Raw genomic sequence first — 15,549 nt, 5'->3', positions numbered from 1 at the left:
CAAAAGGTGGCTTCCTGCGCTTCCGGTGCTCACGTACGAAAAGTACGCTCCGCTCCGGTCTCGGAATCCGCCTTTTTCGACTCGGCCTGACCTGAATCTCGCCGCACTTACCGGCGTGGATGCCGGCTAATGCGCCTCGTCCCAATTGTCGGCGGCGCGGGCATCGACGTGCAGCGGCACCGACATCGAGACCGCCGGCATCGGCGCGTTCTCCATCACGCGGCGCACAACGGGAATCGTCGCGTCGACCTCCGCCTCCACCGTCTCGAAGATCAGTTCGTCATGCACCTGCAGGAGCATGCGGGCCGAGAGCTTCGCCTTTTCCAGCGCCTCCTCCATGTGGACCATGGCGCGGCGGATGATGTCGGCGGCGGTGCCCTGGAGCCGGGCGTTGATCGAGGCGCGCTCGGTGAAGGCGCGGATCGACGGGTTGGAGGCTCGTATCTCCGGATAGTGGATGCGGCGGCCGAAGATCGTCTCGACGAAGCCATGCTCGCGCGCATAGGCCTTGGTTTCCTCGATATAGTCGCGAATGCCCGGGAAGCGCTCGAAATAGCGTTTGATGTAGGCGCCTGCCTCCTCGCGCGGGATCGATAGTTGGTTGGCGAGGCCGAAGGCCGAGATGCCGTAGATGATCCCGAAATTGATTGCCTTGGCGCGCCGGCGCACCTCCGAAGGCATGCCTTCGACCGGAACGCTGAACATCTCGGAGGCGGTGATCGCATGGATGTCGGCGCCGTCGGCGAAGGCCTGCTTGAGCTGCGGGATCTCGGCAACGTGCGCCAGCACGCGCAGCTCGATCTGGCTGTAATCGGCCGAGACCAGCTTGTGGCCCCTTTCGGCGATGAAGGCGGTCCTGATCTTGCGCCCCTCGGCGGTGCGCACCGGGATGTTCTGCAGGTTTGGATCGGAGGACGACAATCGTCCCGTTGTCGTCGCGGCGAGCGCGTATGAGGTGTGCACGCGATTGGTGCCGGGATTGATGAAGCCGGGCAGCGCGTCGGTGTAGGTCGATTTCAGCTTCGTGAGCTGGCGCCAATCGACGATCTTGCGCGGCAGCTCGTGGCCTTCGGCGGCGAGGTCCTCCAGGAGCTGCGCCGAGGTCGACCACTGGCCGGTCTTGGTCTTGGAGCCGCCCGGCAGACCCATCTTGCCGAACAGGATGTCGCCGAGCTGCTTCGGCGAGCCGATGTTGATGCGCTCGCCGACGATGCCGTAGATTTCCTCCTCGGCGCGCGCTGCCCCTTGCGCCAGCTCGCCCGACAGCCTGGACAGGATCTGCCTGTCGACCGAAATGCCGCGCTGCTCCATGCGGGCGAGTACGGGCACCAGCGGCCGCTCCAGCCGCTCATAGACCGAAACCAGTCCCTTGGCGGCGAGCCTCGGCTTCAGCACCTGCCAGAGCCTCAGCGTGATGTCGGCCTGCTCGGCGGCATAGGCGGTCGCCCGCCCTATATCGACCTGGTCGAAGCCGACGGCGTTCTTGCCCGAGCCGGCAAGCTCCTTCTTCGAGGCGGGGGCATGGCCCAGCCACTTCTCCGACAGCGAGGCGAGGTCGTGGCCGCCGGAGGTGCCGGCATCGAGCACATAGGAGATCAGCATCGTGTCGTCGAAAGGTGCGACCTCGATACCGTGCCGGCTCATCACGACGATGTCGTATTTCATGTCCTGCACGATCTTGAGAACAGACCTGTCCTCGAGCAGCGGCTTGAGCAGCGCCAGCGCTTCCCGGACCGGGATCTGATCGGCCATCAGGCCGCCGCCAAGCAGGTCGCCGCTGCCGCTGCCATGGGTTAGCGGCAGGTAGGCGGCGCGGCCGGGTGCAGTCGCCATGGAGAGACCGATCAACTCGGCCTGCATCGGGTCGAAGGAGGAGGTCTCGGCGTCGAAGGCAAGCAGGCCGCCCTCTCTTGCCTCGGCTATCCAGGCCTTCAGCGTGTCCGTATCCCGGATGGCGACATAGGTGGAGGAGTCGATCTTATGGGCCGACGCCGCCTCCAGCCGCAGCGCCGAGAGCAGGGAAGGGGTATCGCCCTGCGGCGGCGCATCCTCACCCCTGACGGCGGGTCTTGCAGTTGTTCCAGTGCCGTTCGAGCCGGGCGCGGCTGGTCTTGCCGGCGGCGCACCCGCCCCGACATCGGGGCCGTGCGCGGTATCCGCGCGCTCGATGGTCACAGCCGAAGCCTGCACGTCACCGATCTCGGTTGCGGTCGCTTCCCCGACGCGGCGGGTCAGCGTGGTGAACTCCATGGTTTTGAGAAAGCCGATCAGCTTCGGCCCGTCCGGCGCATGGAGCACCAACTCGTCGAGGCCCTCTTTCAGCGGCACGTCGTTCTTCAGTGTCACCAGCTGCCGCGAGATGCGCGCCTTGTCGGCATTGGCGATGATGGTCTCGCGTCGCTTCTCCTGCTTGATCTCCGAGGCCCGCGCGAGCAGGCCGTCGAGGTCGCCGAACTGCTCCAGGAGCTGCGCGGCCGTTTTCGGCCCGATGCCGGGCACGCCCGGAACATTGTCGACGGAGTCGCCGGTCAGCGCCTGCAGGTCGATCATCTTCTCCGGCGGCACGCCCCATTTCTCGATCACCTCGGGAATGCCGATCTGACGGTCCTTCATCGGGTCGTACATGCCGACCGTCGGGCCGACGAGCTGCATCAGGTCCTTGTCGGAGGAGATGATGGTGGTGTCAGCCTCGGCTTCGCAGGCCAGCCGGCAATAGGTGGCGATGATGTCGTCGGCCTCGAAACCCTCCATCTCGATGCAGGGCAGGTTGAATGCCGCGGTGGCTTGCCGGATCAGACCGAATTGCGGAATGAGGTCCTCCGGCGGCGCCGAGCGGTTGGCCTTGTATTCGGGATACAGATCGCTGCGGAAGGTCTTCGCCGAATAGTCGAAGATGACGGCGAAGTGGGTCGGCACGATGCCTACATTGGTATTGCGGGCATCCTGCATCAGCTTCCACACCATGTTGCAGAAGCCGAGGACGGCGCTGGTCGGCAGGCCGTCCGACTTGCGGTTGAGCGGCGGCAGGGCGTGGTAGGCGCGGAAGATGTAGCCGGAGCCGTCGACGAGGAAGAGATGATCGCCTTTTTTCATGCCGGCAGGGATAGCGCGGCACAGCTTCGCGGTCCATGCCAAAGGCGGTGCAACCCACCGGTTCCAGCAACACCCTGACATCGCCCCGGCAGGTGGAATCGGCCGCTCACGGGTATGTTACAAAAGTGTAATCTTCGTGCCCTTGAATCGCCATGTTCACAGACCCAAATACACGTCATCGGCAGTTTTCGCCGAAGTCCGGAGCAAGGCCCGTCCCCCGCCTATACCGGGCAAACTGCGGCAGCCTATCCCCCCTCTCCGGGCTGCCGCAACGTTTCGAGTAAAGACCGCCGTGGTTCCCCCTCCACCACGGCGGTTCTTTTTTGCCCGTCGGCAGGAATTCCGTCCCTTGGTCCAACGATCGCGGCTTTGCCTTTTCGGCGCGGCCCTTTAGGGTTCGCCCAAAAATCGAAAGGCTTCGGCATGTCCAGAATCTCCCCCGTCCTCGATCGCCTCGACCAGAATCTCGACCAGAGCTTGGCGCGGCTTCTCGGCCTGCTCGGCATCAGGTCGATCTCCACCGATCCCGCCTATAGCGCCGATTGCCGCAAGGCCGCCGATTGGCTGGTCGCAGAACTGAAGGCGATCGGCTTCGACGCCAGCGTTCGCGACACGCCCGGACATCCGATGGTGGTTGCGCATCACGAGGGACCCGCGGGGGCGCCGCATGTGCTGTTCTACGGCCACTACGACGTGCAGCCGGTCGATCCGATCGAGCTTTGGGAGAGCGATCCGTTCGCGCCGTCGATCAAGGAGATCGAGCCCGGCCGCAAGGTGATCGCCGGGCGCGGCTCCGCCGACGACAAGGGGCAGCTGATGACCTTCGTCGAGGCCTGCCGCGCCTGGAAGCAGGTGCATGGCGATCTGCCTTGTCGCGTCACCATCCTTTTCGAAGGCGAGGAGGAATCCGGTTCGCCGTCGCTGAAACCGTTCCTCGCAGCGAACGCCGCCGAGCTCAAGGCTGATTTCGCGCTGGTCTGCGACACCAGCATGTGGGACCGCGAGACGCCTTCCATTTGTGTCTCGCTGCGCGGCATGGTCGGCGAGGAGATCACCGTCAAGGCGGCCAGCCGCGACCTGCATTCCGGTCTCTATGGCGGCCCGGCCGCCAATCCGATCCGCATCCTCGCCAGGATTCTCGCCGAGGTCCACGACGAGGACGGCCGCGTCACCATCCCCGGCTTCTATGACGGCGTCGAGGAGACGCCTTCGCAGGTGCTGAAGTCCTGGGAGGGGCTGGGCGAAACCGCCGAGACCTTCCTTGGACCGGTCGGGCTTTCCATTCCCGCCGGTGAAAAGGGCCGTTCGGTGCTGGAACTCACCTGGGCGCGGCCGACGGCGGAGTTCAACGGCATCATCGGCGGCTACACCGGCAAGGGATTCAAGACGGTGATCGCGGCGGAAGCCTCGGCCAAGGTGTCGTTCCGGCTTGTCCACAAGCAGGATCCGAAGAAAATCCGTGCCGCGTTCCAGACTTTCGTGCGCGAACGCATCCCGGCCGATTGCTCGGTCGAATTCCATCCGCATGGCGGCTCGCCGGCGATTCAGCTCTCCTACGACTCACCGTTCCTGGCCAAGGCCAAGGACGCGCTGTCCGACGAATGGGAGAAGCAGGCGGTGACCACCGGCGGCGGCGGGTCGATCCCGGTGGTCGGCGACTTCCAGACCTATCTGGGCATGGAATCGCTGCTGGTCGGCTTCGGCCTCGACGACGACCGTATCCATTCGCCGAACGAGAAATACGAGCTGACCTCCTTCCACAAGGGGCAGCGCTCCTGGGCCCGTATTCTCGATGCGCTGACCCGCTGACCTCATCACCACGCGAAGCTCAGAAGCAACTTTCTGTTGATTTTTGCGCTGATCACGGCAAGGACGGATTATCAGCGCAACGCCGCTTGCGCATCCCACGGATGTCTGGCGTTGCGGTTGCGGACCGGAGAGAAAGATGACCGATATCCGTTTCCACAAGAATGATCTGCCGGATCTGTCCCGCTACGATGTCGGGGCGGTGGCCATCGACACGGAAACCTTGGGTCTCAACCCGCATCGCGACCGGCTCTGCGTGGTGCAGATCTCACCCGGCGACAGCAGCGCCGATGTCATCCAGATCGCGCCGGGGCAGCGCGAGGCGCCCAATCTCGTCAGCCTGCTCCGCAACCATGCCATCACCAAGCTGTTCCACTATGGCCGCTTCGATATCGCCGTGCTCTACCAGAGCTTCGGCGTCATGGCCGAGCCGGTGTTCTGCACCAAGATCGCGTCGCGTCTGACGCGCACCTATACCGACCGGCATGGGTTGAAGGATATCTGCAACGAGTTGCTCGGCATCGGGCTGTCGAAGGCGCAGCAGTCCTCGGACTGGGCGGCGGAAACGCTGTCGCCGGAACAGCTCGAATATGCCGCCTCGGACGTGCTCTACCTGCACCGGCTGCGCGAGGCGCTGGCCGCACGGCTGGCGCGCGAGGGCCGCACCGAAGAGGCCGACGCCTGCTTCCGTTTCCTGCCGACACGGGCCAAGCTCGACCTGATGGGCTGGGCGGAAGAAGACATCTTCGCGCACAGCTGACGGAACCGGGCGCGTCGAGGGGCGTTCCTGCCGGTCCAAGGGAGAGTCGAGATGGCAGAGCGCAAACCGATCGAAAGCGCGCCGAAGGACGGCTCGAAGGTCACCGTCCTGTGGAAGGACAGCGACGGCGTGGTCAACGAATCGATCGCGCAGTATCGCGACGGCGGATGGTGGGTCTACATCGACAGCGACACCCAAAAGAAGGTCGTTCCGACCAGCTGGCGGCCGGCTTCAGGCGACGAGTGACGACCAAAAGAACGACGTCGCCGGCGCGCAACTTTCGCCCAAAGCGCGTCGCGCTGAAAGGGATTCCGGCGACGCGCTTTAAGTCCTTGTTTTGATGCATGTCGCTGCCCCAGAACCGCTGCACACTTCCGGGCGACATGCACCGAGCACGCCGCGATTGCTCGATGCGCCTTGGGTTTTGATCTGCTAATCCCTTTGTCCGGAAACCGGTTTCCACTTTCGGGAGACATGCTTTAGCCTGAAGCCCTTGTAATCGATGGCTGATTCGGAGCTTGTCTCCGCCGTCGCCGTTCACCGGAGGGACATGCATGGGTGTCGAAAGTCTGCTCCTCTTCATCATCGTCGGCGCGATCGCGGGCTGGCTTGCGGGCCTGATCGTCAAGGGTTTCGGTTTTGGACTGGTCGGGAACATCGTGGTCGGCATCGTCGGCGCCCTGATCGCCGGCTGGCTGTTCCCGAGGCTGGGTTTTGCGGTGGGCGGCGGCATCCTTGCCGCGATCGTCCACGCCACGATCGGCGCGGTGATCCTGCTGGTGCTGATCAAACTGGTGAAGCAGGCCTGACCTTGCAAAGGGACATCGGAGACGCGCCATGAAGCAGAACGCACTCTACCTGATCATCGGCGCGCTCGTGGTCGTGGTCATCGCGCTTGGCGTCTACATCTATCGCGAGCAGACAAGGCCGAAAGGCGTCGAGCTCAAGATCGACGACAAGGGCATTTCCATCCAGCAGAACTGATCGAGCGCCGGGAGAACTGTCGCCATTCGCCAGGCGCCCAGGGCGGTGGCTTGTTTGTCTCAAGCCAAATCCGGACGGAAAACCGTTTCACACGCCTAAAAATACCGGCGGTAGGCAAGCTTCTCCAGCAGCGTTGCATGACGAGCCGGCGGGATATCTCCGACTTGCGTGTATCCGACCTCGGAGAGCGTTGGCTCCATGATGGCACACAGCGCATCGAGGTCGCGCTGCGGGAGCTGGCGCCATTTGCCGATCGAAGACGTGGGCAGCCTGGGCTTCTTGCCGGTCTGGGCCATAGACAGTGAAAGCCTGCCAAACAGGCGACTTACGGTAGCCTCATAGTCCAGGACCAAGTCCTCGTATTTGACCTCGATATAGCGTTCGCCGAGCGTTTGAGAAAACTCCCTGGCAAGATCGACGTGGTATTGCCACCGATGCGCGTTAAACAGCATGCCGCGAGCCCGATAGGCCCGCTGCGTCATGGGATATCCGTGCCAGGAGTCGAGATCGGAACTGCCGAAATAGACCTTCCGCCAGAACGCGGCTTTGGGCGCCACAAAAGGGCTCAGCGCGACATCGCGGCCGTCCCGCACCAGATGGATGAAAATCGCCTTCGGAAAATACCTTCGTATCAAGGGGACGATCAGCAGCGTTTCGCACAGCTTCCAGCCCCACCGGGTCGCGGCACCCAAGTCACGAAGGTGATTGCCGAAATGGCGTTCGGCCAAGCGACGGCTTTGAGGGTCGTCGAGCTCGCGGCCGGCTGGCACGCCGTTTCGTGACGCGAGAACCGCGTGCTCCACCAATGGCTGGATTTCCAGGCAATCGAGCGACTCGTTCAGGTTCGTGCCCATGTATACGCCAGCGTCCATCAGCACCCGAGCAAGAAGTCGGCTGCCCGAGTGAGCGGTGTTGATGACGACAATCGGCGGTGGAAGCGCGGAAGCCAGATGGGGGCCGGCATTATCTATCGTTTGCAACTTCAAATTGATTCAATCCACCTGGAATTTCAATTGAATCAAGCCCCACTCAAAAGAGTAATATACTATCCAGCTTAAAACCAGATCTAAGCTCAGATCATGCCCAGATCTGGCGCCCTGGAAGGGCCAAATCCGTTGGAACCTCGGGAAAGCAGCGCCGGGCGAATTGCCAAGTGCTTGATGCTCGCCAGTGCGATCCGGCGATATCGGCAGCGCGACAAGGTCGGCATGCGGCTTCCTGCTTATGACTGCTCTCGGCGCCTACGTGCCGTTGGCATTGGCTGTCGTTCGTTCGCGCTGCGGGAATATGCGGCGTCTGATACTTTTCAGCCGGTGGGCTATCGGCGCGGAGTGTTTGACCAACGCCGCTTGAAAGTCACGGACCTCCGGATGCTGCCGGCCGAATTTTCAGACACCGTCAGCGTCAGAGGGCGTCTTAACGTTTGAAGCTGTGCGCGCCAAGGCGGCCGTGACCGGCAGCCGTCACGGTTTTCCTACTCCGGTCGTGCTGGCTCTTCTTCTGCGCCGATTGGTGTGCGACTGCGCGACGGCGACCAATTCGGGCGTGATCGCCGGGGACGCAGTCTCTGCCCCGGCCGGGTTCAGCGGCCCCTGGATCTGGACGGTTGGGAATGGGAGTTCGATGCCCTGCTCCTTGAAGACCTGGCGGAGGCGTACATAGAATTTGCGTTTCATACCGAAGGCGCCTCCCGGTATGGTTTTGACCTTGACCCGCAATACGATGCCGTACTCACCGAACTCCTGCACGCCCTGCATCTTGATCGGTTCGAGCACCCAGTGTTTGAACTCGGGATCTTCCGCCAGTTCGAGGCCAATTCGCTTGATCAGCCTGCGAGCGAAGTCGATATCGGTGTCATAGCCGACGGTGATGTTGAATTTGTCGGTAACCCAGTCACGGCTCTGGTTCTGGACTGCCCCGAGTTCACCGAAAGGGATGGTGAACAGCGAGCCACGATGGTGCCGCAGCTTCACGGAGCGCAGCGAAAAGCTCTCCACGGTGCCCACATAACGGCCCGACGAGATGTATTCGCCAACACGAAACGCATCATCGAGCAGAAAAAATATGCCCGAGATGACGTCCTTGACTATGGTTTGCGCCCCAAATCCCACAGCGACGCCAACGACGCCGGCGCCGGCGATCAGAGGGCCGATCTGGATACCCATTGAGGCGAGCATCATCAGCACCGCCATCACGACGATCAATGCGAGCAGAATGTTTTGGATGATCGGCAAGAGCGTGTGCAGACGCGCCTGCTGCGGATCGACAATCGGCATCTCCTCGTCGCCGATCACCGCGTGCGGCGTCTCGATGCCCAGCTTTCTTTCGATCAAAGCTTTGATGATCGACCAGCCGAAATCGGCCGCGAGGGCAATGACCACGACATTGATCAAGCCGCGCAATATGAGCGTGGTCGTCGTGTTGCTGTCCTGCATGGACTGCATGTTCAGACCCCAGACGCGCGCGAGAAGGTAGGCCGCCGCCAGGATCAAGACCATCCGGATTCCGCGATCGATGACAGCGATCGTCACCGCCGGGATCGTAGGCCGGCCAACATCTTCCGAACCCGGCCGCAGGACGAAATTAACCCCGCGCTGCGTCAGCACGATTGCCAACGGCAGGAAGAGTGCGGCCAAAGCAAACCAGAACAATATATGAAGGCCGCCGATGCGCAGCAGGAACAGGACGACGAAATAGGCAGTCAATAGCCATGTCGCTCCCGTATGACCGCTTTGGCGCGCACCGTCCCGCCGTGTTCTCGGCCGGCGCCAAACGGCAAGCAGAAAGAGCAACAGCAGGGCGAGATCGGCGCCCACCGACAGGACCAGCATTCCGTCCTGATCGATGCCGAGACCCGGCAAGAGGATAAACGCGGCGGCGAAGAAGGCGAAGACGCCGACGATCCAGGATAGCCAATAGGTCCAATGGTCAGCCGCGTCGTTGGTGATCGGCAAGGCACGAACCTCGACGGCGTTCTCGACCTTTAGGAAGGAAGGGACGAGTAGGGCCGTCAGATACATGCGCACACCCCATGTCACGACTGCAGCGATCAGAAATGTCAGCACAATCTCGCGGATCAGCATTGGCCAGTCGAACAACATGAACGCGCCGGCGCTGCCCAATGCGAAGGAGACGATCAGCAAGCTGGAATAAAGCGTGCGACCGCCAATCTTCTTGGCTCGCCCAATGGGCGTATCCTTCGGTTGCGCGCTGACCCAAAGACGAAATGGATCGGTGAACTTGTATGTTGCCCAAGTGAGGGCCAGACCGGCGGCGATGAAGATCGCAATCACCATCAATACGCCGGCAGGCCGTCTGCCGGACATATCCTGCATGGTCTCCGCCCGAACGCGCGCGAACTGGTCGGGCAGCAAGGGCAAGGTTCGCACGATCCTTTCGATATGATGCCTGATCCGATCGAGCGTCGAGGATGCCATCGTATTCATCTGGCCTGGGGCGACTGCATCGGACGATGCGCCGGCCGGCGAAGCTGCTGCCTTGGCCCCCGTTGTCCCGGCGGCCCGGTCTCGTTGTTCAGCCACCCAGGCCTTCACCGACCGATCGTCGAGAAGGTCGAATAGCTGCTTGACCCTTTCGGGTGGGACCGGCGCCGGCGCTTGCGCCTTTGCCGGACCGGCCAACAAGAGGGCGATGCCTATGATGAGCAGCCTGGCAATCAGGACCAACATCGCCGCCAGACGTCCGGGACCTCGTGCCAGGCTCGTGACTGCCCATCGTTGAATCATGAGCGGCATCGTGCTGTTAGCCTTCCGGTCAATCGGCAAGCAACGACATCTATGTCCATTGTTGCTTCACCTTGAAGAAACCGGTGTTGCCGCGCAAGTCCTCTTTGTTCCGAGTCTGGGCCGGGTTCGATTAGCCGCCGGGGGCAGGGCGGCACTCCGACCCCGCCCTAGGCCTCCAGGTTCTTCCCGACCGACCGGCAAGCAGGCAGCCCAGCAGAGGCATCCTCACGACGTCCGCCATGAACCTCTTCGGTAATACAATTTGAAAAATGCGCCCTCATGTTTCACAACAGGCGGTAGACCAGCGAGCATGGTGTCAGGCGAGAGTTCGGAAAGACGTTCAACAATGACCCAGCACGTCCAAGACGCTCGAATTCTCATGTACAGCCACGACACGTTCGGGCTCGGCCATTTGCAGCGCTGCCGGACGATCGCGCATTCGCTGGTCGAGGATTTCCACGGACTTCAGGTGCTTATCATTTCGGGTGCGACCATCGCGGGCGCCTTCGACTACCGCGCCCGCGTCGACTTCGTGAAGATCCCCAGCGTCATCAAGTTGCGCAACGGCGAATACACCTCGCTCGAAAAGGATATCGATCTGCATGAGACGCTAAGGATGCGCCAGTCGATCATCCGCCACACAGCCGAGACCTTTCGGCCCGATATCTTCATCGTCGACAAGGAACCGCTCGGCCTGCGCGGTGAGATCGAGGACACGCTGTCCTACCTCAAGACGCGGGGTACCACGCTCGTGCTTGGACTGCGCGAGGTGATGGACGCGCCGCATCTGCTCGAAGCAGAGTGGGAACGCAGGGACGTGATGCGCAAGATAGGCCTGTTCTACGATAAGGTGTGGGTCTATGGCCCACCGGATTTCTATGATCCGCTGGTCGGCCTGGATGTGCCGCCGGCTGTCAGGGCAAAGATGAAGTTCGTCGGTTTCCTGCAACGGAGCCTGCCGCAGAACGAATTGCCCGGCCACCGGCCCGAGGGCGACTATATCCTCGTCACCACGGGTGGCGGCGGTGACGGCGCCGAACTGATCCACAACGTCATCGACGCCTACCAGCAGGATTCGCAATTGCAGCACAGGGCGTTGATCGTGCTTGGGCCCTACATGCCGGCGCGCAAGCGCAACAAGCTGCGCAAGAAGGGGGCCAAGATCCCCTATATCAAGATCATCGACTTCGACAACCGCATGGAAGAGCTGATCGCCGGCGCCCGGGCGGTAGTGGCGATGGGCGGTTACAACACCTATTGCGAGATACTGTCCTTCGACAAGCCGGCGCTGATCGTGCCGCGCGTCGAGCCCCGCGAGGAACAACTGATCCGTGCGCGGCGCGCAGCCGAACTCGGCCTCATCGAGATGCTTTTGCCGGAGGAAGCCGCGGATTACCAGCGATTTGCCGATACACTGAAGGTGCTGCCAGACCGGCGCCGCCCATCGCAGAGCAATCCGCACCTGACGCTGGAAGGGCTGCCTCACATTTCCGAAATCGTCGCGGATCTGCTCGACCGGCGCGCCGGCCATCACCTTTCGGTCATTGAAGGCATGAACTGAGTTGCAACGTCGCAAGATAGTCGTGGTTCTGAAGGGCTACCCGCGTCTGTCTGAAACCTTCATCGCGCAGGAGCTGCTCGGACTGGAGCGCGCCGGATTCGATCTGGTGCTTGTCGCGCTCAGGCGGCCGACCGACACAAAACGCCACCCTGTGCATGACGAGATCAAAGCGCCCGTCCACTATCTGCCGGAATATCTGCATGAAGAGCCGCTGCGCGTGCTTCGCTCGCTGTGTGCTTGTCTGCTGAGGCCGGGATTCTGGCGCGCGCTCGGATCGCTGGCTATCGATGTCCCCCGTGACTTTACCCGCAACCGCGTGCGCCGCTTCGGACAGGCGCTGGTGCTGGCGGCCGAATGGCCGGAAGACGGGGCCTGGCTGCATGCACATTTCGCGCACACACCGGCGTCGGTGACACGCTATGCCAGCCAGCTTCGTGGCCTGCCCTGGAGTTGCTCGGCCCATGCCAAGGACATCTGGACTTCGGCGGATTGGGATCTGGCCGGCAAGCTTTCGTCGGCGCGCTGGACGGTCACTTGCACGAAAACCGGCTTCGAGCGCCTGAAAGAGCTCGCCAACGGCAAGTCGCCTGTGCATCTGAGCTATCATGGGTTGGATCTCGATCGCTTCGGCAGTTTCAGCGAAGCGCGCAAACAGCATGACGGCTCGGCGCCGAACGAACCGGTTGTCGTTCTGAGTGTCGGGCGCGCCGTTGAAAAGAAAGGTTACGATACCCTGCTGGAGGCCCTTGCTCTCTTGCCTGGCGATTTGGCGTGGCGTTTCGAGCATATCGGCGGCGGCGAGCAGATGGAGCGGCTCAAGGCGTTGGCGCAGAAGCTCGGCCTGGATGGTCGCGTCTCGTGGAAGGGGGCGCTGGCGCAGGAGGAGGTGCTTCAGCACTACCGCCGCGCCGACATCTTCGCCCTGGCCTGCAGGATCACCGCGAACGGTGACCGGGACGGCCTGCCGAACGTTCTGGTGGAGGCGGCCAGCCAGCGGCTGGCCTGCGTGTCGACCGACATTTCCGGCGTGCCGGAGCTTTTGTCGGCGAATGAAACTGGGCTGCTGGTTCCGACGGAAGACCCGATTGCCCTGGCACAGGCGCTGGAGCATCTGATCCGTGATCCCGTGTTGCGCGCCCGCCTGGGCGACGCCGCAGAGCGGCGCGTGCGCGGCAATTTCGATCATATGGCAAGCATTGGACAGCTCAAGGAACTGTTCGAGCGCGAGTGGCGGCCCGCCGAATGAAGCGACTTCGCGTTTTCTTCTACGTCCAGCACCTCCTCGGTATCGGCCATCTGGCGCGCGCCAGCCGAATTGCGGCGGCTCTGGTCGATGACGGATTTGACGTCACCGTCGTGACCGGCGGAGCGCCGATCGCGGGGTTTCCGGGATCGGGTGTGAAATCTGTAGCCCTGCCGCCTGTCACCTCCGGTGATGAGGGCTTTTCCGGACTTGTCGATCTCCAGGGCAAACCCATCGACGAAGCTTTCAAGAAATGCCGCTCAGAGATGCTGCTGCAGGCATTTCGGGATTGCAGGCCCGATATCGTCATTGTCGAAGCGTTTCCATTTGGACGCCGGCAGATGCATTTCGAACTCTTGCCGCTGATCGAGGCCATCGACGCGACGTTGCCCAAGCCGCTGCTGGCGACGTCCGTCCGTGATATCCTTCAGGACCGCGTCAAGCCGGGCCGAAACGAGGAAACGGTCGATCTCATCAACAGGCATTTCGACCTTGTCATGGTCCACGGCGATCCGGCTTTCGCAACCATCGACAGGACGTTTCCACTGGCTGGGGCGATCAGGGCCGAGGTTGCCTACACAGGGCTCGTTGCTGCGCCGCCACCGTCCGCGGCCTCCGAGCGCTTCGACGTCCTGGTGTCGGTTGGCGGCGGGGCTGCGGGGAAAAGCCTTGTCACGTCCACCATCGCGGCGGCGCACAATGCCAACAATGCCTGGAAATGGTGTTTGATCACCGGCCCAAACCTGCCGAAAGACGAGTTTGACGTGATCGCGCGCAATGCCACGCCGGGTCTGTCCATCTTCCGCTTCCGCGCCGATTTCGCCAGCCTGCTGACCGGCGCCCGCCTGTCAGTCTCGCAGGCGGGCTACAACACCGTTTGCGATATCCTGCGCGCCGGTTGTCGCTCCCTGCTCGTTCCGTTTGCAGCCGGCGCCGAAACCGAACAGACGGTTCGCGCGCTGATGCTTGAAGAACTCGGTCTTGCAACCGTGCTGATGGAAAAGGATCTGACGCCTGAAGGTTTGGCCCAAACGATCGCACAGGCGCTTCTGGGACCTGCGCCAGCCGCGCATCGCCTCGACCTGGAAGGCGGGCCTCGTTCGGCGCAAATCCTGCGCGAGCAATATCGAAGATGGTCCCGGAAGGAGGGGCTTGGTTTCGGAAAAGTTCAGTGATCGCGACAAGGTGTTAGCGCGCGTCGCGGTCTGGTGAGATTCATGCGGCGCGCTTCAACTCCTTGTCTTCACGCATGTCGTTGTCTCAGGACCGCGCACACTTCTGAGCGACATGCATTAATGCATCAAACGGCTCCAATCAGCATGAAGCGCGTATAATTCTTTGTCGGCAGTTCGCCGGAAAACCGCACCTCCCGTAGCGCCGCCATTGCTTCGAAGGCTGCAAGCGAAGCGACGCAGTTGATGTGCGTCGGCTCGCTGAAATAGTCGTTCGATTGCAGCAGCACATTCGTGCCCTGCGGAAGCAGGGCAAGCCAGGCACGCAGATCGGCTATGTGTTCGCAGCTGGTATTGACTGCCAGGTCGGGCCGTCCGGTCGCATAATCGAGCGCGTACATGTCGGCCGTCAGCGCCTGGAACCGGTCGCCGGCTTCCCGGTTGAGGGTCCGGGCGACCGGAGCGACTTCGGGATCGATGTCGATGCTATCGATCGCCGCGATGTCGAAGCGGGTGTCGTTGAAAAGCATTGCCGGCAATACGCCGTACCATCCACCCAGAACCCATATGCGCCCGAACCGGCCGCCGCAACTGTCGAACAGCCCGTCGAGCGCCCACATCTTGCAGGCGACCTGCTTGTGGTTGAAGGCGTTGGCGATGTCGGCCTGCGGGTGCTTGGCGATGACGCGCGCCAGTCCTGCCACGAGAGGGCAGCTGACATAGGCAGCAATTCCACGCGTGAGGTCCAAGGCTTGCTCGTGCCAGTCCATGCCGGCATTGCGTGGTTGCGCGACATCCATCATATTCGTCTTGTATGTTGGGATTTCGGGCGGCACAACGCAATCTTGCCCTCGCGCGAGGCTGTTTGATTTCGCGGACGTGATTTTGCGGCAAGTCGCTTCGCCATTGCCCGTGCGGGAGAGAGCCTGTTGCGTCTGTCCGGACCATTGGCGTCCATCCGCCGGCACCAGCCGCGCAGCCGCGGCCCCGTGCCGCCCGGCTATTCGCCCAAACCTCGCGGAAGCCGCGGACCGTTTGGCCAGCCGATGACTTCGCTGATCAACGATACCCATGTCGCTGTCGTCGACCATGCGCCGGATCTTGTCGGCGGCGACGCGGAAATTGCCGATAGGCCATTCGCGGACAGCTGCTTTTACACCCGGCAACCTTCCAAATGAAGGATC

General features: G+C 62.4%; 13 protein-coding genes. 9 read left to right on the top strand and 4 right to left on the bottom strand.

From position 1 onward, the window contains the following. Window positions 1-126: 126 nt before the first annotated feature. Window positions 127-3,093, bottom strand: coding sequence for a DNA polymerase I (polA, locus tag EN818_RS05410; protein WP_189523767.1), 2,967 nt, complete (start codon window positions 3,091-3,093; stop codon window positions 127-129). Between the two features lie 423 nt (window positions 3,094-3,516). On the opposite strand from polA, the gene EN818_RS05405 reads away from it, so the two are divergent. The 5 genes from EN818_RS05405 to EN818_RS05385 all read left to right on the top strand — a co-directional run bounded on the left by EN818_RS05405 (window position 3,517) and on the right by EN818_RS05385 (window position 6,643). Beyond that, a complete protein-coding gene (locus EN818_RS05405) occupies window positions 3,517-4,902 on the top strand; it encodes a M20/M25/M40 family metallo-hydrolase (protein ID WP_095804390.1) in 1,386 nt (461 codons plus the stop codon). A 136-nt stretch (window positions 4,903-5,038) separates the two neighbouring features. Further along, complete coding sequence (locus EN818_RS05400) at window positions 5,039-5,659, top strand: ribonuclease D (RefSeq protein ID WP_129553779.1); 621 nt, start codon at window positions 5,039-5,041, stop codon at window positions 5,657-5,659. A 51-nt stretch (window positions 5,660-5,710) separates the two neighbouring features. Next, a complete protein-coding gene (locus EN818_RS05395) occupies window positions 5,711-5,905 on the top strand; it encodes a hypothetical protein (RefSeq protein WP_095804388.1) in 195 nt (64 codons plus the stop codon). Between the two features lie 308 nt (window positions 5,906-6,213). After that, on the top strand, window positions 6,214-6,468 hold the full coding sequence (locus tag EN818_RS05390) for a GlsB/YeaQ/YmgE family stress response membrane protein (RefSeq protein WP_129553780.1): 255 nt from the start codon (window positions 6,214-6,216) through the stop codon (window positions 6,466-6,468). Between the two features lie 28 nt (window positions 6,469-6,496). Further along, window positions 6,497-6,643 carry a hypothetical protein gene (locus EN818_RS05385; protein WP_095804386.1) on the top strand — a complete coding sequence of 49 codons (147 nt, stop codon included), beginning with the start codon at window positions 6,497-6,499 and terminating at the stop codon, window positions 6,641-6,643. Window positions 6,644-6,738: 95 nt separating this feature from the next. Here EN818_RS05385 and EN818_RS05380 read toward each other — a convergent pair whose 3' ends face one another. Next, window positions 6,739-7,629, bottom strand: coding sequence for a sulfotransferase (locus EN818_RS05380; RefSeq protein WP_165349996.1), 891 nt, complete (start codon window positions 7,627-7,629; stop codon window positions 6,739-6,741). Window positions 7,630-8,106: 477 nt separating this feature from the next. Next, complete coding sequence (locus tag EN818_RS33510) at window positions 8,107-9,474, bottom strand: mechanosensitive ion channel family protein (RefSeq protein WP_245518797.1); 1,368 nt, start codon at window positions 9,472-9,474, stop codon at window positions 8,107-8,109. Between the two features lie 1,261 nt (window positions 9,475-10,735). Here EN818_RS33510 and EN818_RS05370 point away from each other — a divergent pair. Genes EN818_RS05370 through EN818_RS05360 form a run of 3 tightly spaced genes read left to right on the top strand, consistent with a single transcriptional unit; the run spans window position 10,736 to window position 14,368 of the window. Continuing rightward, a complete protein-coding gene (locus EN818_RS05370; RefSeq protein ID WP_095804383.1) occupies window positions 10,736-11,950 on the top strand; it encodes a glycosyltransferase family protein in 1,215 nt (404 codons plus the stop codon). A 1-nt stretch (window position 11,951) separates the two neighbouring features. Beyond that, window positions 11,952-13,196, top strand: coding sequence for a glycosyltransferase family 4 protein (locus EN818_RS05365; protein WP_129553783.1), 1,245 nt, complete (start codon window positions 11,952-11,954; stop codon window positions 13,194-13,196). Beyond that, complete coding sequence (locus EN818_RS05360; RefSeq protein WP_129553784.1) at window positions 13,193-14,368, top strand: glycosyltransferase family protein; 1,176 nt, start codon at window positions 13,193-13,195, stop codon at window positions 14,366-14,368. The genes EN818_RS05365 and EN818_RS05360 overlap by 4 nt, the downstream gene beginning before the upstream one ends. A 125-nt stretch (window positions 14,369-14,493) precedes the next feature. Here the strand turns inward: EN818_RS05360 and EN818_RS05355 are convergent, their stop codons facing one another. Beyond that, entirely contained in the window at window positions 14,494-15,165 is a 672-nt protein-coding gene (locus tag EN818_RS05355) for a class I SAM-dependent methyltransferase (protein ID WP_129554081.1), read from the bottom strand. Between the two features lie 246 nt (window positions 15,166-15,411). Here EN818_RS05355 and EN818_RS34275 point away from each other — a divergent pair, with 246 nt between their 5' ends. After that, entirely contained in the window at window positions 15,412-15,543 is a 132-nt protein-coding gene (locus EN818_RS34275) for a hypothetical protein (RefSeq protein ID WP_281036002.1), read from the top strand. The last annotated feature ends 6 nt before the right edge of the window (window positions 15,544-15,549 follow it).

Origin of the sequence: Mesorhizobium sp. M3A.F.Ca.ET.175.01.1.1 (assembly GCF_004791945.1) — a bacterium.
Classification (GTDB): domain Bacteria; phylum Pseudomonadota; class Alphaproteobacteria; order Rhizobiales; family Rhizobiaceae; genus Mesorhizobium.
The sequence above is the reverse complement of the archived record's forward strand: the minus strand, read 5'-3'. Positions and strand labels throughout refer to the sequence as shown.